Genomic DNA, 21,879 nt, shown 5'->3' with positions numbered 1-21,879 from the left:
CGTCCTTCTCAATAGGTGAACCGAAAACAAAGCCGTGTACCGGGAGTACACCGTCAGTTGCGCCATGTCGCCGCCCGCCCAGCGGCGGCCGAGAGTGCACGGTCATCGCCTGCCCTCTTCCTCGAAATGTGAAGCGGTGCTTACCTTTTCACGAATCAGAGCCACTATACCCGCACCGATCTGGTCCACGTCGTGCGGAACCTCGTGCAGCGGATCGAGTTTGCGCTTGCTCTGCTGCGGCGGCGGGTCGCTGGGCGACCAGACCGGCAGTTGCTCGGGTTCGACCAGCGTCCACTCCTCGTACCACGGGACCTGCCATACCGGTCCGGCCAGCGCGCCCACCACATCCCGGTACCGCCGAATCTCCGGCGGGATCCGGCCCGGCCGCGCGGCCACCGTGATCAGCCCGAGCACCTGGCAGGATCCGGCCAGGCCCGCATGATGCTGGCGGAGCAGGTCGTGCGCCCGTGCCAGGCCCGAAATCGTCTCGCGCGCAACGAGAACCACGAACGGAGATTCCCGGTCGAAGACACCCGGCCACCGGCGATGCGAGTCCGCCGCGGGCGCGAGCACATGGGCGAGCGTGCTGGCGCCGGCGCCGCCGTGCACGCCGAGCAACCACACCAGCGGCGCGCGTCCGGCGCCCGGTACGGGCCGGTCCCAGATGGGCGCGCGACGATTCTCCGGCGGTGCGACGACGCCCGCCGCCCCCGCCGGCCGGTCGGCCGGTTCGGGGGTTTCCGATGGTTTGCGACTTTCCTTCATGGCCGCGGTCATGATGCCACCCCGGCCAGCAGGGTGCGATACGCCCTGCGCGTCTCGGGGGTAAGTGCGTTGTGTCGCACCAGTTCTCCGCGCGCCAGATGCTGGTCGTAGGGAATCTCGCGGATATCCCGGACCCATCCGTTGAGGTGTTCGCGCAGATGTTTCGCCACCGGGGCGCTGTCGCCGGGCAGCTGGTGGGACACCACGATCGTGGTGTCCCCGACGATTCCGCCGCCCTGACCCTCGGTCTGGCCGCCGAACTCGTCGTCGAGCCATTCCAGGGTCACCCGCAGCCGGTTGGCCGCGTCGGCGCGCGCCGGAATCGCCAGCACCAGTGCGATATCGGCGTCTTCGAGCAGCGGGCGCAGGTGCCGCGCGGCGATCGGGCTGCCGCCGTCGTAGACCGGAGTGTGCCCGGCGTCGGCGAGCGCCCGCGCGACGGTCAGGTAGGTCGCCCGGCGGCGCAGCGGCGCGGAATCGCGCCAGAGCAGGCCGATGCCCGAACTCGCTTGGGACAGACACTCCTTCAGCGGCGCGGGCTCGTCGTCGCCGCGGCCGTACAGCCAGGATTGCAGGCTGATCGGGCTCAGATGTTCGTCCGCGCCGCGCAGCGCCAGATCGCTGCCCGAGGCCGTCGCGTCCACCGCGACCGTCGCCAGGCCGCCGGCACCCAGTTCCGCGGCCAGCCCCAGGGCCGTCGTCGTGGTACCCGCTCCGCCGCAGCCGCCGACCACCAGAATCGGCCGCGGCAGCAGTTCACCCGCGCCGTCCTCGCGCCGGCTCCGGCGTAACCGCACCACCGGAGCCCTGTCGCGCGTGCGCGGACCCGCCGGATCGCCCGCCTCGGGCGTCTCGTCGAGCCACTGGCTCCAGTCCTGTCCCATCGTCTCAGCTCTCCTCTTAACCGGCCGCGATACCCGTGATCAGGGTGCGGCCGCCGACTACCTCGGTGGTCACCGTCTGCCGGCCGTAGGTCGCGGGCGCGCCGCCGGGCCGTTGTTCGGTGACCTCCACCGAATACCTGGAATCCCCGGACGGCGCCACCCGCACGCAGTACGCGGTCCCCGCGGGAATCGAGTCGATGCCGCGCTGAATCACTTCTGCCGGAGGCAGGCTCGCGCCGGGTGCGACGACCTCACGGGCGCGCTCGGCGGAACGGTCGACGTAGTAGGCGTGCTGAAACCACATGATCGCGTCGGGCCCGGAACCGGTGCCGCCGGGCTCCGCTCCGCGCACCACCGCACCGATGCGCTCGGTCGGACAGGTCAGGGGCGTGCCGGTGGTCGCGCCGGTGAGCCGAATTTCCGAAATCACCGGACGCGTGGAATGCGCGGCACCGCCGCGAGTCTGAAGCAAATACACAGCGAACATCGCCGCGGCGGCCAACAGCAGAACCGCGAATCCCAGGACGAGCGCGACGCGCAGACCGCCCGCCCCGGCCTGCCGGCGCAGGCTGCGCGGCGCGGTCGCCGCGCCGGGCCCACCGCGGGGCAGACCGCCGCGGCGGCGCGGGATCCAGCTTCGGCGCGGCGCTTTCTTCCGACCGCCGCCGGTCGATTCGGGCCAGTCGTCGAGCCAGTCGGCCGAGTTGCCCGGCCAGTCGTCATCGTCCACCGGCCCGGGACGGCGCGAGGAGGACCGGCCCGCACCCGAATCCCGGCTCTCCCGCTCGGATTCCGCGGTGCCGGATTCGTCCCGAGAACGCCGTTCGAGCCCTTGGACCATCTCATCCGGGTCGTTGTGGCCGGGACGGGACCGTCGCGGGCGGCGGGCCGGCGCGTGCGCCTGTTCATCCCACGGGAACTGGACCAGCTCGGCGTCGCGCACGGGGTAGTCGTCATCGGGGCCGGGCGCGCGGTCGCCCGCGACCCAGTCCGACCAGCCGCCGACGAATTCGGCGCGCCGCGTGCCGGTCTCCCCGGCGAACGGGAGGTCGAACGGTTCGGGCTCGGTCTCCTGGATGTAGTGCGGGTACTGCCCCGCGCCGCCTTCGCTCAGCGCCTGCTCGAGCTCGGGATCGGCGGCCTCGTGCGATGCCGCGGCATCCTGCGGCTCGAGGGCCGGGAACCAGTGCTGCACATCTTTGTACGAGTTCAACATTCCCCCGTCCCCGCAGAGCCAGGCACCTCGTGCGTCATCGTCGGACCCTCTCGGCGATCAGTTCGTGGTGAACGGGTACGGAAATTCTCCCGTACCCGACGAATTCGGCGAACTCGACGCGCCGGATGCGACGGCCGAGATTCCGCCTACCAGGCTTTTCACATTCTCACACCCGCCCCGGGCGTTGCGATTTCCGCTGGTCGCGACGGCCCGGTCGGATGCGGATTCACCTGGCACCCAGGCACCATGACTCAGCTCACGCCGGGACGCGGAAAAGTGAAACGATTGCGACCCAACCGCCGCGCCGAGGACGCCACATCGATCCGGCCGAATGTCCGAGGTGGACAACGCCGCAGCGGTACCGTTGCCGGAAGGGTGCGGGAGGATCGTCGCGAGCTGCGGATACACGGCGGCTCGCGGGGCGTTCACCGAGGCGTCGCCCGTGACCAGCCCGTTCCAGGTTGTCCGCGCGGTCAGCATCGTCCGACCCCCTTAACCAGCTGTGTGCAAGGCGTTCGGAGGGCCGAGAGCCGCGGCGAGCGAGACACTCGGTGATCTTTTCGAGTTGCCGCCGTTGCCGTGTGAGCCCCGAAACGCAATAGACCGTAACAGAATCCGGCGAACTCCGCAGTGCATCCTGCGGGATGCGACCCCGGGACGGGAAGGATCCGCGCCCAGACTCGGCGGCGCCGGAAGAATTTTCGCGGATCGCCGCACGAGATCCGAGCCTCGGCAACAGTGCAGCTATCGAAACCGAGGGGCGGACCGGAAGGTCACCCGCGAAGACCCCATTCCCGCAAAGGAATTGAACGCCGGCGAATTGCCGCGATTCGACCACACCGACCGAAAAACGCGGAATGCGGTGTAGATGCCCATGTTTCGCGTTCGCGAAAGTTTCGCCGACCGTGATCCCGGCATTCGGGCCGACGAACGCACGCAGAATCGCATGCTGATCCACTCCGGATCTGGACAGCGGACCAACGATGTCGCCGACTCGCACCACCCGCCGCCGATCTCGCCCGCCGGGGGCCTCGAGCGAGTTCCCGGATCGGTCCGGGCAGACTGTCCGGGTGGCTCAACTACCCCTGGCAGCCGTGGGCTGCGCATTCATCGGCGCGGTAATGTTCGCCGTGTCCGCCGTGGCGCAGCAGCGAGCGGCGGCCGATGTGCCCGAGGGCGATGCGCTTTTGGCCCGTTTGATCCGTAATCCGCGCTGGTGGGCAGGCATCATCGGCGATGCGGGCGGATTCGGTTTCCAGGTGGCGGCCCTGGCCATGGGTTCGGTCCTGGTCGTCCAGCCGATCCTGGTGACCGCGCTGGTCTTCGCGCTGCCGCTGGCCGCACACTACAGCGGCCGGCGAGTCACACCGGTGATGTGGGCACAGGCCGCGGCGCTGTCGATAGCCCTGGCGGTATTCCTGGTCGTCGGCGACCCCACCGAAGGCCACACCGACGCACCGTGGCATCGCTGGGTGGGCCCGCTGGGCCTGCTGGGCGGGTTGATCGTGGCGGGCGTCGTGATCGCCGGCACGGTTCGCGTGCCCGCGCTGCGGGCGCTGTTGCTGGGCACCGCGGCGGGGCTGCTGTTCGGCATCTCCGCCGCCCTGACCGAACACGTCACCCAGCTGTTCGGCCAGAGCCTGACCGCGGTGCTGACCAGCTGGCAGTCCTACACCCTGGTGGCGACCGGAATCGCCGGACTCTACCTGCAACAGCGCGGATATCAGGTGGGCCCGCTGTCCGCCTCGCTACCGGCCTTCACCGTCGCCGAACCGCTGGGCGCGGCGTTCGTCGGCCTCACGGTCCTGGACGAACGCCTGCGCAGCGGTCCGGTCGGCACCGCTTTCGTCCTGCTCTCGGTCATCGTGATGTGCGTGGGCGCCGTCCGGTTGTCCCAGGCGCAGGCAGTGGTCCATCCCGGCCGAGAGCATGGACACACGCCACCATGAGCCCATCCGCCACCTCCTCGGGGCGTACCCGTCCGGCTCACCCGAAGCCGAGCGGCAACATCGGCAGCTTTCGGTCGGTGCGGCCATCTCGGTGTCGACCGGATCGGGCCGCGCATCCCACGACGGGGCGGACGCCATACACTCGGGGCCTCACGCGACGTCGGGTCCGGCCTTCGGGACAGGTCCGGTGCTCCGTACCGCGAGCGGCTGGGGTCGGGAGACGATTTTCACGCGGGGAGCCTCGGTATCGTCGTAACCGGCCGATTCGACAATGGCGAACTGGAATCCGGTGACGTCCGCGCGGGCCGGTGCGGGCAGTCGTGCACGCAGATGGGCGGTCAGCACGGCGAACGCCGGGCTCCTGGCCATCAAATCCGCACCGCGCTCCTGCACCGTGAGCATGTCCGCGACCAGGTCGTAGAGCGCTTTCTTCTGCCGGGCCTCCGGGAACCACACCGCGTGAGATATCCGACGCTCCTCGATGAAGTCGATATCGTGCCACTCCAGAGCCGAATCATCGCTCAGCACGAAGCGGACCATGACGTGCAGATCGTGGGTGGAGGGGGTGGGCGCGAAGAAGCCCCAGTACGGGAAGACTCCGAGCATGTTGCGATGCGGCAAGCGCTTGAACAACTTGCCCGGGTGCTGGACCGCGAGCGTCGCGACGATCATCGCCGCCCCGATCAGCCTGACCACGGCCCCGTCGCCGGAGATGGTGTGCACCACCATGCCGCGCAATGATCGGCGGCTCATCATCGCGCTCCCCCCGTCGAGCCCTCGCTCGGCACAGGCGCCTCGGGCGGCGAGCCGGGGCCTTCGATCAGCTGCACGACGGGCCGGTCCACCGCCTCCAGGAAGCGGACGATATGATCGGCCACCTGCACGGCATAACGCTGATTCGTCAGCAGCCCTTGCCTATCGGCCCGATCGACGACCACTGTCTCGGCGCGGTATCCGGCCCGGCGGTGCTGGTCCGCGAGTTCTCGATCCTGGTCCCTGCGCTTCGGCGATTCATCGATGCACTGCTGCGCCGAGATCACGACGGCGTGTCCTGCCACCGGCCCGCGCTCGCCACCGGACGCGTAATCCTCTTGCACGGCACGGTATTCCCGAGCCGTGGCACGCCACATCCGGGCGTCGGACCACTGCGCGTACACCTGCCGCTGACTCAGATAAGGCAGATCGTCCAGCCATCGCGGCCTGGTCACCAGAATCCCGAGCCCGGCACGCAGGCTCCAGGTTATCTGCCGTATCCCCGACCACTCCCGGGCCGAATTCGTTCCGGCGGCGTCGTCGTCATCCGGGTGCGGAGCATGGGTGTGGTCGAGGTAGACCACGGCATGAATCCGGTCCGGCAGGGCGCCGACGGCACGGCGGGCGAGGACCCCTCCGAAGCCGTGGCCCACCAGGACGATTCGCCGGTCCGCGGGTACCGCCTCATCGAGCAGATCGATCAGATCCTCGACCGACTCGACCGATCCGAAGGGTGTGCGGGCCCGGCGGCGACTGGCGCCGTACCCCGCGCGCGAATAGCTCACGACACCACAGCCGGTCGACTGCGTGACACGGTCGATAAGCCACGAGAAGTGTTCGGGCGTCTCGGCGCGATCCGGCAGCAGCACGAGTACGGGTGCGTCGGCATGCCAATCGCCGACGGGCTTGTACTGCAGGCGATTTCCGCAACGCGTGGTCATCGTCCTGGACTTCGGCCAGCCATCGAGAACCTCGATTCGCTTGCGCGCGGCCACGATTCCCGCGGCCGCCGCGGCGGCCAGAACCGCGGCCAGAGTCACCCGGACCGCGCGGTCGTCGCGGTCCGCGACCGCGGGGTGGGATCGCGGCGCCGTGGCATAGGCCAACATCGGATACATCGAAGGGAACGCCGTGAGGAACCTGCCCAGTCCCATCGCGAATCCATTGACGATGTGAAATCCCAGGCCCGTCACCAGCATCGGCCGGATCAGGCGTCCCTGCCTCGCGAAGACGATGGGAAATAGGCATTCCCAGGCTACCGTCGCGTGCGACATCAGCGCGGTGGCCTTCGGGTATCGCCGCATCACCGCGTAGAGCCCCGGATGACCGTAAGTCCGGGTCCGGATGATCCGGCTCAGCGCCGATCCGCTGCGCCACTGCTCGCCCATGAGCTTGAGCCAACCCGGTGCGCAATACGCCAGCCCGGCTTGCATCGCCCCGTACCACAGCGCGGCGTCCTGCACCGCGGGCTTGCGCGACAGGCGCGCCGTCGCCACGACCGCCTGGGTGATGTAGGTGACCTGATCGGATCCGTCACTCCCATAACGATGCCGCGGGCTCAGCAGAACGGTGCCGAGCGTGAGAAAGGCATTGCCGTAGCCACGCCAGCGCCCCGGGATCGGCAGCAGAATGCCCGCGCTGACCGCGGCTCTGGCGTAATGCAGGGCGACCGTCCGGCGTTCGGTGCTGATCGCATCCAGGAGCCGGCTCTGGATCGCGCCCCGGCCGAGCGTGTTCTGCCGGATGATCGCCCAGTCGTTGACACCCCCGGCGCCGAATTTGTCACGGGCCGTGAGGTATTCCAGTGACGAAGCCAGGGTCGACGCGGCGGCCAGCCACTCCGAGACCGCGATCGCGCGGCCTCGTGACATCGGCACCGGAGCGAGAACAACCGATCGCAACGCGGTAGTCAGTTTCACTGTGAGTTCCCTCGGACGGCTTCTCCGGGCCGCGGACGCGAGCCCGGACAAGCGCTGATCGAACGGATCCGGTACTACATGAAGCACGCGTCGTTGACGTGCAGGCACTGAGCCTGCGATTTGGTCATGTTGAGCACGTCGTAAAGGACGCCCCGCTCGGCGTCACCGGACTGCACGTGGCCGTAGCGGCGGTAGGCCTCGCCCGCCGATCCCAGATCGATCTGCTCGTTGAAGTACGACGAAACCCGGCCCGTGCCCGCGATCATGGTTGCACTCTGCATTGTGACTCTCCTCGTATGACGTGTGGACGCCGAATCGGCGTCCGCACACGAGGATCGGGCGTGCGGACCGGCCCGGGCAACCGGAAAGCAGGCCCGCGTGGAGTTCGCGCACCTCACCGCGCGCGACGTCGCGGCCGGTCCGGACGCGGCCGCTACGCCGCCGAGGTCACCCGGTACACGTCGTACACGCCCTCGACATTGCGCACCACGTTCAGCAGGTGACCGAGATGTTTCGGGTCGCCCATCTCGAAGGTGAACTTGCTGATCGCCACGCGGTCACCGGAGGTCATCACCGAGGCGGACAGGATGTTCACCTTCTCGTCGGCGAGCACCTTGGTCACATCCGAGAGCAGGCGGGTGCGGTCCAGCGCCTCGATCTGGATGGCCACCAGGAATACCGACGACGGCGACGGCGCCCAGGTGACCTCGATGATCCGTTCCTGTTGCGCCTGAAGGGAATCGGCGTTCGTGCAGTCGGTGCGGTGCACGCTCACCGCGCCGCCGCGGGTGACGAAACCCATGATCTCGTCGCCCGGAACCGGCGTACAGCACTTCGCCAGTTTCGCGACGGTGCCTGGGGCGCCGGGGATTTCGACTCCGGCGTCGCCACCGGACCGCTGGCGCAGCGGCAGCGTGGAGGGCGTACTGCGTTCGGCCAGTTCGTTTTCCACATCACCGACGCCGCCGAGCTGCGCCATCAGGCGCTGCACGACGTGATGCGCGGACACCTGGTTCTCGCCCACCGCCGCGTACAGCGCGGAGATGTCCGAGTAGTGCAGCTCATGGGCCAGCGCGGTCATCGCGTCCACGCTCATCAACCGCTGCAACGGCAGACCGGAGCGGCGGACCTCCTTGGAGATCTGCTCCTTACCCGCCTCCAGCGCCTCCTCGCGACGCTCCTTGGCGAACCATTGCCGGATCTTGGCCTTCGCCCGCGGGGAGACCACGAAATTCTGCCAGTCACGGCTCGGCCCGGCGTTCTGCGCCTTGGAGGTGAAGATCTCGACGACCTCGCCGTTCTCCAGCTGCCGCTCCAGGGCGACCAGCCGGCCGTTCACCCGCGCGCCGATGCACTTGTGCCCGACCTCGGTGTGCACGGCGTACGCGAAATCGACCGGAGTCGACTTCTGCGGCAGCGTGATCACATCGCCCTTCGGCGTGAACACGAAGATCTCCGGCGACTTCAGGTCGAAGCGCAGCGACTCCAGGAACTCCGCCGGGTCCGCGGCCTCACGCTGCCAGTCCAGCAGCTGGCGCATCCAGGCCATATCGTCGACCTCGGCGGTGTCACCGGAGTGCCGGCCCTTGGTCTCCTTGTACCGCCAGTGCGCGGCGATGCCGAATTCGGCGGTGCGGTGCATGTCCCGAGTGCGGATCTGCACTTCCAGCGGTTTACCGTCCGGACCGACGACGGTGGTGTGCAGCGACTGGTACACCCCGTAACGCGGCTGGGCGATGTAGTCCTTGAACCGGCCCGCCATCGGCTGCCAGAGCGAGTGCACCACGCCGACCGCGGCGTAGCAGTCGCGCACCTCCTCGCACAGGATGCGGATGCCGACCAGGTCGTGGATGTCGTCGAAGTCCTTACCCTTGACGATCATCTTCTGGTAGATCGACCAGTAGTGCTTCGGGCGCCCCTCGACGCTGGCATTGATCCGGCTCGCGGCCAGGGTGTTCACGATCTCTGCGCGGACCTTGGCCAGATAGGTGTCGCGCGAGGGCGCCCGGTCGGCCACCAGGCGCACGATCTCGTCGTACTTCTTGGGGTGCAGGATCGCGAACGCGAGATCCTCCAGTTCCCATTTGACCGTGGCCATACCGAGCCGATGTGCCAGCGGCGCAATGACTTCCAGCGTCTCGCGCGCCTTCTTGGCCTGCTTCTCCGGCGGCAGGAAGCGCATGGTGCGCATATTGTGCAGGCGGTCGGCGACCTTGATGACCAGCACGCGCGGATCGCGCGCCATCGCGATGATCATCTTGCGGATGGTTTCGGCCTCGGCGGCCGCACCCAGATTGACCTTGTCGAGTTTGGTGACGCCGTCGACCAGGTGGGCGACCTCCTGGCCGAATTCCCGGGTCAGCTCGTCCAGGGAATAGCCGGTGTCCTCGACCGTGTCGTGCAGTAGCGCCGCGACCAGGGTCGTCGTGTCCATCCCGAGCTCGGCCAGGATGTTGGCCACGGCCAGCGGATGGGTGATGTACGGATCGCCGGACTTGCGGAACTGGTGCGCGTGCTTCTCGTCGGCGACGTCGAACGCGCGCTGCAGCAGTTGCAGATTGGCCTTCGGGTACAGCTCGCGATGCACCGTCGCCAGTGGCTCGAGGACCGGTTTGACCGCCGCGATACCGCGCTGGCCGGTCATCCGGCGGGCCAGCCGGGCGCGCACCCGGCGCGAGGCCGAGGTCGACACGACCGCCGGGCTGCCCGGCTGACGCGGCGGCATGGACCGCGGAGTCGGGGCCGACGCGGATTTGGCGGGAGCCGGAGACGACGCGGACGCGGGCGCGGCACGACCGCCAGCCATCGTTTGCTCGGCATTCGCCTTTTCCAGATGCTGAGTCATGCCACCACCTCTCCCGCCTCGACCGCAACACCCTATCCGATGCGCCGGTGCGGCTCAGACCACCAACTTTAATCCCCGGCACCGACGACCGCCGCTTCCTGGGAAATGCGCCCGATTCCTGGGCGTACACGGTATCCGCGGACCGTCCGGCGGCCGGGCGATCCCGGCGTCTATACAGAACGCGGGCCGGGCCCGGACAGTTCCCATCGCGATGCCACGAATTCGCGGACGCCCGGGCGGCCGCGGCGCCGAGATCACCGAACCGGCCGTCACGGATCCTCGAGCAGGCCGTCCGCGGTGAGTTCCAACCATCGGGTCACCCCGATCTCCTCGAGGAACCGCCGATCGTGACTGACCACGATCAGCGCGCCCTCGAACCCGGTCAGGGCCTCGGTGAGATGGGCCAGGCTGGGCAGATCCAGGTTGTTGGTCGGCTCGTCCAGGAGCAGCAGCCGCGGCGCGGGATCGGCCAGCAGCAGCATCGCCAGCGCCGCCCGCAGGCGTTCCCCGCCGGACAACGCACCCGCCGCCACATCGGCGTCCGCACCGCGGAACAGGAAGCGGGCCAGCTGGGCGCGCACCCGTTCGGCGGTGGCGTGCGGCGTTGCCGCCGAGACGTTCTCGAAGACCGACCGCTGCTCGTCGAACACGTCCAGGCGCTGCGGCAGCATCCGCCACGGCACCTTCGGTGGTTCGGCGGCGATCCGGCGCAACAGCGTGGACTTGCCCGCGCCGTTGCGTCCGGTCAGCGCGATCCGCTCCGGACCGTTCACCCGCAAGGTGACCACCGGGCCGTTCGCCAGCCGCACCTCCTCCAGGGCGATGACGTCCTGTCCCGGATACAGCCGCGTCCCGGGCAGATCCACGCGGATCTCCCGATCATCACGCAACTGCTCCTGCGCCCGGTCCAGCGTGCGGCGCGCCTGCTCGACCTTCGCGAGGTGGTTGTTGCGCAGCTTGCCCGCGGACACCTGTGCCTGCCGTTTACGTTCGCCCATAACGATTTTCGGCTCACGCTTCTGCTCGAACATCTTCTGCCCGTACCGCTGGCGCCGATCCAGCTTGATCCGGGCCTCCACCAACTCGCGCGACTGCTTGCGCACATCGCTGCGCGCATCGCGAATCGCCGCGCGCGCGGCCTCCTGCTCGGCCTCGATGATCTCCTCGTAGGCGGTGAAATTGCCGCCGAACAAACGGATCTCACCCCGCCGCAGCTCGGCGATCGCCGCCACCCGATCGAGTAGTTCACGATCGTGGCTGACGATCAGCACGGTGCCGGAGAACTGGCCGACGACCTCGTAAAGCCGGTGGCGCGCATGCGAATCCAGATTGTTCGTGGGCTCGTCGAGCAGCAGGACATCGGGTTCGCGCAGCAGTTCGGCGACCAGGCCGAGCAGGACCGTCTCCCCGCCGGACAGGGTGTCCAGGCGGCGATCCAGCTGGGATACGTCCCTGGCCAGATAGTCCAGGCCCAGGCGGCCCAGCAGCGCGACCGCGGACTCCTCGACGTCCCAGCGGTTGCCGACCGCGTCGAAATCGGTTTCGGTTCCCTGCCCCGATTCGATCCGGTGCAGCGCTTGCCGCACGCGATCGATGCCGAGCACCTCGTCCACACGCTGACCCGCGGCCAGGCCGAGATCCTGGCGCAGGTACCCGAGGCTGCCGCCGACGGTGATCGAACCCCGTACCGGCCGCAGCTCACCGGCGATCAACCGGAGCAGGGTGGATTTCCCGACGCCGTTGCTGCCGACCAGGCCGAGATGACCGGGCCCGAGGCCACTGTCCAGCCCCTCGAAGACGGGAGTGCCGTCGGGCCAGGCGAAGGTGAGATCGGACAGCGAAACAGAGGTAGACATGTGCACGCTCCAGAGAGGTCGCGAGAATGCGGCGCGCGGGTTGCGGGCCACTCGACGGCTACCTCAGAAGAGCAACGGCACGACTCCGATCAACGGCAACAAGACTGGACCAGGCTAGCCAACCGGGAGCCCGCGCGCAAGGAATTCTTCGCGCGGCCCGGCGTCGATTCCGGCGAAACACCCCGGCCCACCGGAATCGATGTAAACTGGATTACCAAGTGGCCTAACGGTTTTAGCGATTCGGCGACGGGATCCGCCATGGATGTTTATCGCAGGTCCTACGGGCGCGGTCCGGTGGGCACACTCATCAGCGCGGTCGGCAGCATCTTCGCCCTCATCGAGATCGCGCACATGCTGATGCTGCTGTTCGAGCTGAATCCGGTGAACAGATTCTTCAACGCCCTCAGGTCCCTGGCCGAGGCGCTGGCACTGTTCTTCCCCGGCCTGTTCGACACCGGCAATCACGAGCTGAACATCGTCGTGGGTTATGGCCTGGCCGCGGCGTTCTGGCTTCTCGTGGCCGGAATCCTCACGCGCGTGCTCGGTCGCTTCTAGTTCCGGGCCACGATCGGCGCGGCGTCGATCAGTGGCCGTGCGGGGTCAGGAATTCGAGCCGGTGATGCTGGAGGAATTCGAAGGCCGGCGCCCACTGCCCGGTGAACACGTCCTGCTCGTGCCCGATCGTATGCGCCGAGGCCGCGCCGACTCGCGGATTCTCGCAGACCACGCGCGCGTCATGGCGGCCATGACGCACCGGACCGCTGTCCAGGCTCACGGTGCCGTCACCACCGACCTCCCGCCAGGGCATATCGATACCCGTGGCGGCGATCCGGCAGGACTGCCCGGGCTTCTCACCCGAAACCCGCGCTGTGATGGTACTTCCGCCGTGCACGTCCACCGACGGCGCGGCCGAGGCGGTCGCCGCACCCACGGCGAAGACGACTCCCACCGCGCCAACGGCGGCGACGCTGATTCTCGTGTTCTGCGCTCGGGTCATGAGTCTGATATTGGATCCGAATCCCTGTGAAATCGCTGAAGTCCAGCGACGATATCGGCGTGTTCACAGGCGGCCCGGCATCCGGCCGCGCCGCCGCGGGCACGAGCATAGCGACCCATCGCGCAGCTCACAACCGGAACCGGAAACTACAGCCGCACAATCGAAGTGAGCGGGTAGTCGCCCTGACGCGCCCGGCCGTCCAGGAAACCGAGCTCGAGTACCACCGCGGCGGCCGCGACCTCTGCGCCCGCGGCCGCGAACAGGCCCGCCGCCGCGGCCAGGGTGCCGCCGGTGGCCAGCACGTCGTCCAGGAGCAGGACCCTGCGGCCGCGCAGATCGATGCCGTCGGCGGGGATCTCCAGTGCGGCCGAACCGTATTCGAGCGTGTACTCACGGGACAGCACCGGCGGCGGGAGCTTACCGGCCTTGCGCACCGCGACGACGCCCGTGCCCAGTGCGGCGGCGACACCCGCGCCGAGCAGGAAGCCGCGCGCGTCCACCCCAGCCACCAGATCAGCGTCCGGCGCACAGGAACCCAGGTAATCGATCACCGCGCGGAATCCCTCGGCGTCGGCGAACACCGGCGTCAGGTCCGCGAAACGCACACCGGGAGTGGGGAAGTCGTCGTGCCAGCGGGTCAGCCGCCGCACCGCGTCGGCCGCGCGCGCGACGCGCTCCCCCACCGCGTCGGCCGACTCGGCCATACCGTGTTTACTCATCCGCGCCACTCCACTCATCCAGCGCCCCGCGTCCGGGGCCGCGCCACACGCGCGACGCTCACCGCCGCAACACCCAGCGATCCATATTCCACCCCGCACCGGCCTCGGTGGGGTTCACGGTTCCACTCTGCATGCCGTTGCCGAACGCCACCGTCCGCGGGGTGTCGAACAGCGGAATCGTCGGCATCTCGCTCCACAGCAGATTCTCGGCCTCGGCGTCCAGACCGAGCACGGTGCTCGAACTGTCGTCCGCCGCAAGCTGTTCGGTGATCGCGTCGTAACGGCCGTTGCCGTAGTGGCCGAAATTCAGGCCCTGGCCGGTGTACAGCGCCGCCGCGGCGGCCACACCGGACAGCGACCCGGCCGGGCCCGGCGCACCCGCGGTACTGCCCAGCACCGCGTCCACGCCGGCGCCGAGCTGGGTCGGCACGAAGGTCGGCGAGCCCGCGTCCACCACGGTGATCCCGGCCGCCCGGCACGCGTCGGCGATCATCGCCACGGTCTGCGCGCGCCGATCGTCCGGCGCGCGATATCCGATCCGCACCGTCGCATTGCTCGCCCCCGCCGAGGTCAAAACCTGCTGCGCCCCGGCGGCGTCACCTCCGGTGTACTTGCCCGCCGCACCGGTACTCGGCGTGTAGTACAGCGAATCCGCCTGTGTCGTACGGGAATTCAACGGCCCCGAACCAAGGCCCGATTTCTGGTCGAAGCCGGGATGCCCGAGTTTGTCGAACAGCGCCTTGCGCGGAACGCACAGCGCGAAGGCGCGGCGGGCGTCGGCGGAGGCGAAGACGCCCGCCGTGGACAGCACCAGTTGCTCCGCGCCCCGGCCGGGCACCTGATTCACCGAGAATCCGCTCAGATCGAGATTCTTCACCGAACCGGCGCCGATGTCCACGACGCCGACCGCCTTGTCGGACACCTTCTGCTTCAGGTCGGTGTTCTTGGGCCACACCACGATTCGCGGCGTTCGAGGCGGCAGGCCCCACCACTTCTCGTTCTTGACCAGGACCAGACCGTCACTGTCGCTGTAGGAATCGATCCGGTACGGCCCCGAGGAGGGGAAGAGTTTGGTGTCCACCTTGCCGGGCGTGAGATTCCAGCCGGTGTTCCAGAACTGGGCCAATTTGCCCAGCGCGACGGGGTCTGCGGTCTGCACGACCGACACCACATTCGGCACCCCGGCGGCCTGCGCGACGATGTGCGCGGGCATCAGATCCGCGGCGTCGAACAGGGTCTGCCAGGGCAGGAAGTGCCGCCCCGGGCGGAAGACCACCGTCGCGTCCTTCGAACCGGGCTGGCACTCGACCTTCTCGATATCGCGATAGCCCGCGGTCGAGGCGGCGTCGAACATCGGCACCTGACCGCCGCCGGGCCCGGCCTTGGTGAAGCGGCCGCTGCGCGCGGCCCACTCCAGCACCAGATCGTCGCAGGAGGTGGGCACCCCGTCGGAGTACACGCCGTCCGGATCGAGCCGGTACTGGATGGTCTGCACGTCGCCGGGCACCTGTTTGGCGGTGCCGTAGTCGGTGTCCGCGACCGGCTGGCCGTCCGGGCCGGTATAGAAGAATCCGGTCAGCACCCGCGAGAACACCGCCGCCGCACCGCCGTTCGCGCCCAGCGTGCTGCCGCCGTTGTAGCTCAGCGGCACCGCGTCGACCGCGTATCCGATGGACGGCACCTGATTCTTCGCCGAACACCCGGCCAGCACGCCGCCGACGAGCGCACCCGTGCTCAGCACCCCGAACGTCCGCACCAGCCACCGGCGGCCCGCGCCGGACCTTCCGTGGTTACGCACGCTGCCCTCCGTCGTTTCGCAAGCTTCCTCCGCTGAATTCGCCCGACTGCGCGAGGGCAGCGCCCGCATGATCAGTGCCTGTTCTTGTGCCGCTTTCCGGTCGGCCGCGCACCGGGTCTCGGTGCGGCGGACCGGGGACCCTCGCCCACCGGTTCCCGGCGACGCGGCGTACCGCTCGGGGCCGCCGCGCGACGCGCCGGCGCGTCGTCGTCGCTCGCCCGCGCCGCCCTGCCGGATCGCTTGTTCAGCACCTTCCGGGTGTGCGCGGCCACCGGACCCCAGCGCTCCTTGATCGAGACCAGGAGCGGCACGGCGAAGAAGATCGAGGAGTACGCGCCGACGACCATGCCGATGAGCTGTACCAGCGCCAGATCCTTCAGCGTGCCGACACCCAGCAGCCATACCGCGATGACCAGCATGCCGACGATCGGCAGGATGCCGATGACGGTGGTGTTGATCGAACGCATCAACGTCTGGTTGGCCGCGAGGTTCGCGAACTCGGCGTAGGTGCGGTTGGTGCGGTGCAGCACTCCCCGGGTGTTCTCCTCGACCTTGTCGAAGACGACGACGTTGTCGTAGAGCACGTACCCCAGGATGGTCAGCAGGCCGATCACCGCGGCCGGGGTCACCTCGAATCCGACGATCGAGTACAGGCCCGCGGTCACGATCAGGTTGAAGAACAGCGAGGCGATCGCGGCGATGGACATATCGCGTTCGAAGCGGATCGCGATGTAGATCATCGTCAGCAGGACGAAAACGCCCAGGGCGATGAGCGCCTTGCGGGTGACCTGGCCACCCCAGGTCGAGCTGATCTCCGCGATGCTGATCGCGTTGCGACTGACCGTTCCGGTCGAATCCTTCGGGTGGAACGCGTCGAACAGCGCGCTCTGCACCTTGTCCTGCTGCGTGGCATCCAGTGTGTCCGAACGGATCTCGTACGATGCCGCGGCGCCGGAGCCGACCTTCTGCACGGTGACCGGGTCGTGCCCGAGCGCCTTGGCGTAGGCATCGGTGACCTGCGAGGTACTGGTCCCGGCGACGGCCGGCAGCTGGATCCGGGTACCACCGGCGAAGTCGATGCCGAGGGTGAATCCGCGCAGTCCGATGCTCGACAGCGCGATCACGATCAGCGCCGCGGCCACGAGGTAGTACATCCGGCGTCGCCCGACGATCCGGAAACCACCGGTACCGGTGTAGAGCCGTTCGAAGAATCCGTGCTTGGGCGCGGCGGTCACGGCCTGATCGTTCACGGTATCGGTCTCCATGACGGAACTGGGGTTGCTCATCACGCCTCCTTACCGGCCGGGATGCCGGCGGCCGCCTTGCGTTCGCGCGCGTACTGGGCCACCGCGCCCAGGCCGTTCACCGCGGGCCTGGCCCAGAACGGCGAGCGCGAGGCCAGCATCATCAGCGGCGAGGTGACCAGGTAGAGCACGATGACGTCGAGCACGGTGGTCAGGCCGAGGGTGAAGGCGAAGCCCTTCACCTGGCCGGCGGCCAGGATGTACAGCACCGCCGAGGCGATCAGGCTGACCGTCTTGCCGGACAGGTTCGTCCGCTGTGCGCGCGACCAGCCGCGCGGCACCGCCGAACGGAAACTCCGGCCCTCGCGCATCTCGTCCTTGATGCGTTCGAAGAACACCACGAACGAGTCCGCGGTCATACCGATACCGATGATCAGACCGGCGATGCCGGCCAGATCCAGGGTGAAATTGATCCACCGGCCCAGCAGCACGATGATCCCGTACACCGCGAAACCCGAAGCGACGAGCGAGAATCCGGCGAGGAAGCCGAGCATCCGGTAGTAGAGCAGGCAGTACAGCAGCACCGCGATCAGACCGACCGCACCGGCGATCAGGCCCGCGTGCAGCGAGGACAGGCCCAGCGTCGCGGAAACCGTCTCGGCCTCGGAGGTGGCGAAGGACAGCGGCAGCGAACCGTACTTCAGCTGGTTCGCCAGATCCTTGGCGGTGGTGGCGTTGAAGTGCCCGGTGATCGAGGTGGTGCCGCCCTCCTGCGGGCCCTGCTGCACCACCGGCGCGCTGACGACCTTCGAGTCCAGGACGAACGCGACCTGCTGGTTCACGTAGTCACCGGTGAGCTTGGCCCACGGGTCGGAGTGCTTGAAGGTCAGATCCACCGACCACTGCGACTGCTGCTGGTTGAACGAGGCGCTGGCGTCCTTGATGTCCTGGCCGTCGATGCGGCTCTTGTCCAGCAGGTAGGTGCCGGTGCCATCGGTCGCGCAGGTGACCAGCGGCAGATTCGGATCGTCGTTACCGGCCAGCGGATCGGGTTTGCTGCAATCCAGGGTCGCCAGCGCGAGCTGCTGGATCTGCTGGTTGGTGCTCTGACGCAGGGCCTTGGCCTTGGCGATGGCCTGTTTGGTCTGCTCGGCCGGGCTCAACGTGTTCGCCGGGGCCGCGGGCGGGGTCGTCGGGGCCGCAGTGGCGGGCTTCGGCGTCGTGGGCGTCGGCTTCTTCGGCGTGGCGGGCGGCGTGGTCGGCGCCTGCTGGTGGCCCAGGTCCTGCGCCGAGGGCACCCGGTAGTCCGCCGGGAACACGCGGTTCTGCGCGGCGTGGTTGGCGGTGCCGGACTGCTGGTTACCCGGCGCCGAGGCACTCGGCTTCTGCGCACCCGGCGCCGGCGCGGGTGTCGCGTTGCCCGGCTGCTGCGTGCCGGGCGGCGTCATGCCCGGCAAGGGCAGTCCGGGCGTGATGTTGCCGGTGGGCCCGCCGGGCAGCCCGCCCGCGGCGTTCTGCTGACCGGACTGCAGGACCGGGCGAATGTAGAGCTTGGCGGTGGTGGCCAGCGACTTGGCCTGCTGACCGTTCTGTCCGGGCACCGTGATGACCAGGTTGTCGCCGTCGATGACGACCTCCGACCCGGCGACGCCGAGGCCGTTGACCCGGGATTCGATGATCTGCTGGGCCTGCTTGAGGCTGTCCTGGCTCGGCTTGCTGCCGTCCGGCGTGCGCGCGCTGAGCGTGACGCGGGTGCCGCCCTGCAGGTCGATGCCGAGTTTGGCCGCCGCGGTCTTCGCATCGGTGAAGAACACCAGGCCGTAGATCACGATCAGCAGCAGCGCATAGACGCCGAGCAGCCGCAGCGGATGCCCCGTTCCCTTGGAAGGTGGCACAGTTCTTATCTCCTGGACGGTGTTGGGCCGGGCAGTGGACAGGGTGGGCAGGCCGATGCCGGTCGAGCGGTCGACTCCGGACATGCCGCAGCGCCGTCGCACACGGCCGGTGCGGCCGGGCGACGACGCGAGCGGGTCATTCCTTGGTCAGCCGGGCGTTGGTGTCCTCGACGGACTCCTCGGCGGTGGCACCGTTGACAGCGTCGTGCGGCGGCTGCGCCTCGGCGGCGGGCGCGTCCGGCTCGGCCGACTCGATCTCGGAGTCGTGCGACCCGGACTCGGCCGGCTCCGCCGCGTCCTCGATGCGCACCTCGCGCACCGCGGCACGCAGCCAGGTGGTCACGACGTCCTCCGCGATCTCCAGATCGATGGTCGTCTCGTCGAGATCGACCACGGTGCCGTACAGGCCCGAGGTGGTGGTGACCCGATCGCCGACCTTCAGGTTCTCCTGCATGGCGGTAGTGTTGGCGGCCTCGCGCTTCTGACGGCGGACACCGAGGAACATCGGCACCAGCAGGGCTACCAGCAGCAGGGGAAACAGCAGTTGAGCCATCGTTGTCGTCGGTCCTAGGTCTGTCGGTGGAAGCGGTCCGGCGGACGCCGAACTGCCAGCGTAGTACCCCAGTCTGCCATCAGCTCGCCGCCACCGCCCACGGCGGTCGTCACGAGCACCCGTACCGACACCGACGCCGTCGCGACCGGGCGGCCGTCCCCGGGGTCGGGCGAACACTACCCCACCGGGCGAGCACTGGGCCGCGCGGCCACCGACCCGCCGCGCCGAAGGCGGCGAACCGGACTCAGGCGTAGAGGTAATCGTCCAGCGGGAAGCTGACCGCCTCGCGATGGGCGTTGAGGGTGCTGGTCGGGCGCAGCAGCGCCGCCTCGCCGTGCTGGTTGAAGTAATAGCTGCGCGCGGTCGAGCAGTGTCCGTCGTAGAACACCGAGGATCCCAGTTTCTCGGTCACCCGGTCCAGGAATTCGGTGTTCGCCCGCTCGGTCACCTCGAACACCCGCGCGTCGCGCCGGAACATCTCCCCGAACAACCGGCCCATGTGTTTCATCTGGGCCTCGATGGTGGTGAAGTACGACAGGCCGCTGTAGGAGTACGGGCTGTTCAGGCTCAGGAAGTTCGGGAACTTCGGCACCGTGATGCCCTCGTAGGCCTGGAATCTGTTGTCCCGCCAGAACTTTCCGAGATCCACCCCGTCGCGGCCGATGATCTCGATGGCCGGGAAGTTCACATCCCACAGGTTGAACCCGGTGGCCAGGATCAACGTGTCGATCTCGGTCGTGCGGCCGTCGGCGGTGACGATGCCGCCGGGTTCGATGCGTTCGATCGAGTTCGTCTCCAGATGTACGTGCGGTTCGTTGAACGTCTTGAAATAGGCGTTCGAGAACGTCGGGCGCTTACAGCCGAAGTCGTAGTGCGGGGTGAGTTCGCGGCGGGTCCGCGCATCGCGCACCTGGGCCCGCAGATGGGCCTTCGCGAGCAGACCGGCGCCCCGGTTCAGCAGTTTGGCCTGCCGGAAGTGCAGGACGCCGATCACCATCAGCGCCTCGAGCGCGGTGGTGTTGGCCAGGCGGGCGGCCTGCTGGGTCAGCGGCACCCGATCGAAGATGCTCTGCACCACCGGCGGAATCGGCATATCGATTTTCGGCACCACCCAGATCGGGGTGCGCTGGAATACCGTCAGCTCGGTCACCGCCCGCGCGACTTCGGGTACCAGTTGCACGGCGGTCGCGCCGGTGCCGATGATCGCCGCCCGGCGGCCGGCGAGGTCGTAGTCCTGATCCCAGGCGGTGGTGTGGATGATCTTGCCCGCGAAGGTTTCGATCCCGGGGAACGGCGGGGTGTACGGCTGGGACAGGAATCCGGTCGCGGTGAGCAGATAGCGGGCGGTCAGCGGTTCGCCGCCCTCGATGCTGACCACCCACTGACTCTCCTCGGCGTCCCAGCGGGCGCCGGAGACCACGGTGTCGAAGCGCATCCGCCGCCGCAGATCGTATTTGTCCGCCACGTGCTCGGCGTACCGCTTCAGCTCCGCACCCGGCGCGAACAGGCGTGACCAGTGCGGGTTGGGCTCGAAGGAGTACGAGTAGGTCACCGAGGCGATATCCACCGCGAGTCCGGGATACCGGTTCACGTGCCAGGTCCCGCCCAGATCGCTCTCCCGTTCCAGGATCACGAAATCGCCGAGCCCGAGCCGGTCGAGCTCGATGCCCGCACCCATGCCACCGAACCCGGCTCCGACCACGATCGCATCGAATCGAGGCGCCACGACGAACCTCCCGTTACGCAAAGTATCTGATACAGAATGACACATCATTTGCCCGCGGCACAGCCCCCGCGGACCCGTCAACGATCGGTGCGCACCGAGATTCGGGCGAATAATTGTGACCCGCACTACATTCCGCCCGGCCCGTAGTAAGAATGTTCGGTGTGACGACCCAGGACGTGCGAACCGCCCGCTTCGCCAGGACCGCCGCCGGAGACCGCGGCTACGACGCGGCCGAGGTGGACGCCTTCTGCGAGCGGGTCGCGGAGGCGTTCCGGGGCCGGTCGATGCTCACCGCCGCGCAGATCCGCGACCACGAATTCGCCTCGGCCGCATTCGGACACCACGGGTACGACCGCGACCAGGTGGACGACTATCTGGACCGGGCCTGTGTGGAGCTCGAATACGCGCGCCGCGGTGACACGCCGCATCCCGGCCCGGCGCGGCTGAGCCCGCGCTATGTGCAGCGGCTCCGGTTCTCCGCGCCTCCGTCCGGACGCGACGGCTACGCGGTCGCGCAGGTCGACACCTTCCTCGACGTCGTGGCCACCACCCTCGCGCACGCCGGTCCCACCGGTCTGAGCAGCCAGGATGCCCGCGCGATCGACTTCGGACCGGCCGAGCCCGGTGCGGCGGCCTATTACGCCGACGAAGTGGACGCCTTCCTGGACGTCGTCGTGCGGACGCTCACCGAGCAGGAGCGTGCGCACACCGCATCGTGAGTAGTGTGGGCACCCGATCCGGCCTGCCGAGCGGAAAGGTG

18 protein-coding genes are annotated in these 21,879 nt (G+C 68.6%); 3 read left to right on the top strand and 15 right to left on the bottom strand.

Annotated features, from left to right (window positions below; all coding sequences use genetic code 11):
- Positions 1-102: 102 nt before the first annotated feature.
- Genes AC5WS7_RS02515 through AC5WS7_RS02505 form a run of 3 tightly spaced genes read right to left on the bottom strand, consistent with a single transcriptional unit; the run spans position 103 to position 2,865 of the window.
- On the bottom strand, positions 103-777 hold the full coding sequence (locus AC5WS7_RS02515; protein WP_495952684.1) for a hypothetical protein: 675 nt from the start codon (positions 775-777) through the stop codon (positions 103-105).
- On the bottom strand, positions 774-1,649 hold the full coding sequence (locus tag AC5WS7_RS02510; protein WP_495952683.1) for a MinD/ParA family ATP-binding protein: 876 nt from the start codon (positions 1,647-1,649) through the stop codon (positions 774-776). The genes AC5WS7_RS02515 and AC5WS7_RS02510 overlap by 4 nt, the downstream gene beginning before the upstream one ends.
- 16 nt (positions 1,650-1,665) lie before the next feature.
- Positions 1,666-2,865 (bottom strand): DUF8176 domain-containing protein, encoded by a 1,200-nt coding sequence (locus AC5WS7_RS02505; protein ID WP_495952682.1) that lies wholly within the window; start codon positions 2,863-2,865, stop codon positions 1,666-1,668.
- Positions 2,866-3,935: 1,070 nt separating this feature from the next.
- Between AC5WS7_RS02505 and AC5WS7_RS02500 the strand changes: the two genes are divergently transcribed.
- On the top strand, positions 3,936-4,814 hold the full coding sequence (locus tag AC5WS7_RS02500) for a DMT family transporter (RefSeq protein WP_495952681.1): 879 nt from the start codon (positions 3,936-3,938) through the stop codon (positions 4,812-4,814).
- 150 nt (positions 4,815-4,964) lie between these two features.
- Here the strand turns inward: AC5WS7_RS02500 and AC5WS7_RS02495 are convergent, their stop codons facing one another.
- The 5 genes from AC5WS7_RS02495 to AC5WS7_RS02475 form a co-directional block, all read right to left on the bottom strand.
- Entirely contained in the window at positions 4,965-5,567 is a 603-nt protein-coding gene (locus AC5WS7_RS02495; protein ID WP_495952680.1) for a hypothetical protein, read from the bottom strand.
- Positions 5,567-7,486 carry an alpha/beta fold hydrolase gene (locus tag AC5WS7_RS02490; protein WP_495952679.1) on the bottom strand — a complete coding sequence of 640 codons (1,920 nt, stop codon included), beginning with the start codon at positions 7,484-7,486 and terminating at the stop codon, positions 5,567-5,569. The genes AC5WS7_RS02495 and AC5WS7_RS02490 overlap by 1 nt, the downstream gene beginning before the upstream one ends.
- 74 nt (positions 7,487-7,560) lie before the next feature.
- Positions 7,561-7,767 (bottom strand): hypothetical protein, encoded by a 207-nt coding sequence (locus AC5WS7_RS02485; protein WP_495952678.1) that lies wholly within the window; start codon positions 7,765-7,767, stop codon positions 7,561-7,563.
- 152 nt (positions 7,768-7,919) lie between these two features.
- Positions 7,920-10,211: a RelA/SpoT family protein gene (locus AC5WS7_RS02480; protein ID WP_495953719.1), complete on the bottom strand. Its 2,292-nt coding sequence runs from the start codon at positions 10,209-10,211 to the stop codon at positions 7,920-7,922.
- 389 nt (positions 10,212-10,600) lie between these two features.
- The gene (locus AC5WS7_RS02475) at positions 10,601-12,187 is read right to left on the bottom strand and encodes an ABC-F family ATP-binding cassette domain-containing protein (RefSeq protein WP_495952677.1); all 1,587 of its coding nucleotides are present in this window, start codon (positions 12,185-12,187) and stop codon (positions 10,601-10,603) included.
- On the opposite strand from AC5WS7_RS02475, the gene AC5WS7_RS02470 reads away from it, so the two are divergent.
- Complete coding sequence (locus AC5WS7_RS02470; RefSeq protein WP_495952676.1) at positions 12,188-12,742, top strand: hypothetical protein; 555 nt, start codon at positions 12,188-12,190, stop codon at positions 12,740-12,742.
- A gap of 28 nt (positions 12,743-12,770) precedes the next feature.
- Here AC5WS7_RS02470 and AC5WS7_RS02465 read toward each other — a convergent pair whose 3' ends face one another.
- The 7 genes from AC5WS7_RS02465 to AC5WS7_RS02435 all read right to left on the bottom strand — a co-directional run bounded on the left by AC5WS7_RS02465 (position 12,771) and on the right by AC5WS7_RS02435 (position 21,119).
- Positions 12,771-13,184, bottom strand: coding sequence for a hypothetical protein (locus tag AC5WS7_RS02465; RefSeq protein ID WP_495952675.1), 414 nt, complete (start codon positions 13,182-13,184; stop codon positions 12,771-12,773).
- A 146-nt stretch (positions 13,185-13,330) separates the two neighbouring features.
- Positions 13,331-13,903 carry an adenine phosphoribosyltransferase gene (locus AC5WS7_RS02460; RefSeq protein WP_495952674.1) on the bottom strand — a complete coding sequence of 191 codons (573 nt, stop codon included), beginning with the start codon at positions 13,901-13,903 and terminating at the stop codon, positions 13,331-13,333.
- 58 nt (positions 13,904-13,961) lie between these two features.
- Positions 13,962-15,701, bottom strand: a complete 1,740-nt coding sequence (locus tag AC5WS7_RS02455) for an ABC transporter substrate-binding protein (protein WP_495952673.1) — start codon at positions 15,699-15,701, stop codon at positions 13,962-13,964.
- A gap of 71 nt (positions 15,702-15,772) precedes the next feature.
- Positions 15,773-16,987 (bottom strand): protein translocase subunit SecF, encoded by a 1,215-nt coding sequence (gene secF, locus AC5WS7_RS02450; protein ID WP_495952672.1) that lies wholly within the window; start codon positions 16,985-16,987, stop codon positions 15,773-15,775.
- Complete coding sequence (gene secD, locus AC5WS7_RS02445) at positions 16,987-18,840, bottom strand: protein translocase subunit SecD (protein WP_495953718.1); 1,854 nt, start codon at positions 18,838-18,840, stop codon at positions 16,987-16,989. The genes secF and secD overlap by 1 nt, the downstream gene beginning before the upstream one ends.
- 136 nt (positions 18,841-18,976) lie before the next feature.
- Positions 18,977-19,393, bottom strand: a complete 417-nt coding sequence (yajC, locus tag AC5WS7_RS02440) for a preprotein translocase subunit YajC (protein WP_495952671.1) — start codon at positions 19,391-19,393, stop codon at positions 18,977-18,979.
- Between the two features lie 244 nt (positions 19,394-19,637).
- Entirely contained in the window at positions 19,638-21,119 is a 1,482-nt protein-coding gene (locus AC5WS7_RS02435; protein ID WP_495952670.1) for a flavin-containing monooxygenase, read from the bottom strand.
- A 161-nt stretch (positions 21,120-21,280) separates the two neighbouring features.
- Between AC5WS7_RS02435 and AC5WS7_RS02430 the strand changes: the two genes are divergently transcribed.
- Entirely contained in the window at positions 21,281-21,838 is a 558-nt protein-coding gene (locus AC5WS7_RS02430; RefSeq protein ID WP_495952669.1) for a DivIVA domain-containing protein, read from the top strand.
- Positions 21,839-21,879: the final 41 nt, after the last annotated feature.

The sequence above is a fragment of the Nocardia sp. PLKS1-43 genome, from assembly GCF_059510335.1.
Note: the sequence above shows the minus strand (reverse complement) of the source record. Positions and strands in the feature narration are given on the sequence as shown.

Excerpts from the sequence above, each read along its gene's own strand:
- AC5WS7_RS02515 (WP_495952684.1), bottom strand. The coding sequence starts at position 777 with ATGACCGCGGCCATGAAGGAAAGTCGCAAACCATCGGAAACCCCCGAA.
- AC5WS7_RS02510 (WP_495952683.1), bottom strand. The coding sequence starts at position 1,649 with ATGGGACAGGACTGGAGCCAGTGGCTCGACGAGACGCCCGAGGCGGGC.
- AC5WS7_RS02505 (WP_495952682.1), bottom strand. The coding sequence starts at position 2,865 with ATGTTGAACTCGTACAAAGATGTGCAGCACTGGTTCCCGGCCCTCGAG.
- AC5WS7_RS02495 (WP_495952680.1), bottom strand. The coding sequence starts at position 5,567 with ATGAGCCGCCGATCATTGCGCGGCATGGTGGTGCACACCATCTCCGGC.
- AC5WS7_RS02485 (WP_495952678.1), bottom strand. The coding sequence starts at position 7,767 with ATGCAGAGTGCAACCATGATCGCGGGCACGGGCCGGGTTTCGTCGTAC.
- AC5WS7_RS02480 (WP_495953719.1), bottom strand. The coding sequence starts at position 10,211 with ATGCCGCCGCGTCAGCCGGGCAGCCCGGCGGTCGTGTCGACCTCGGCC.
- AC5WS7_RS02475 (WP_495952677.1), bottom strand. The coding sequence starts at position 12,187 with ATGTCTACCTCTGTTTCGCTGTCCGATCTCACCTTCGCCTGGCCCGAC.
- AC5WS7_RS02465 (WP_495952675.1), bottom strand. The coding sequence starts at position 13,184 with ATGACCCGAGCGCAGAACACGAGAATCAGCGTCGCCGCCGTTGGCGCG.
- AC5WS7_RS02460 (WP_495952674.1), bottom strand. The coding sequence starts at position 13,903 with ATGAGTAAACACGGTATGGCCGAGTCGGCCGACGCGGTGGGGGAGCGC.
- secF (WP_495952672.1), bottom strand. The coding sequence starts at position 16,987 with ATGAGCAACCCCAGTTCCGTCATGGAGACCGATACCGTGAACGATCAG.
- yajC (WP_495952671.1), bottom strand. The coding sequence starts at position 19,393 with ATGGCTCAACTGCTGTTTCCCCTGCTGCTGGTAGCCCTGCTGGTGCCG.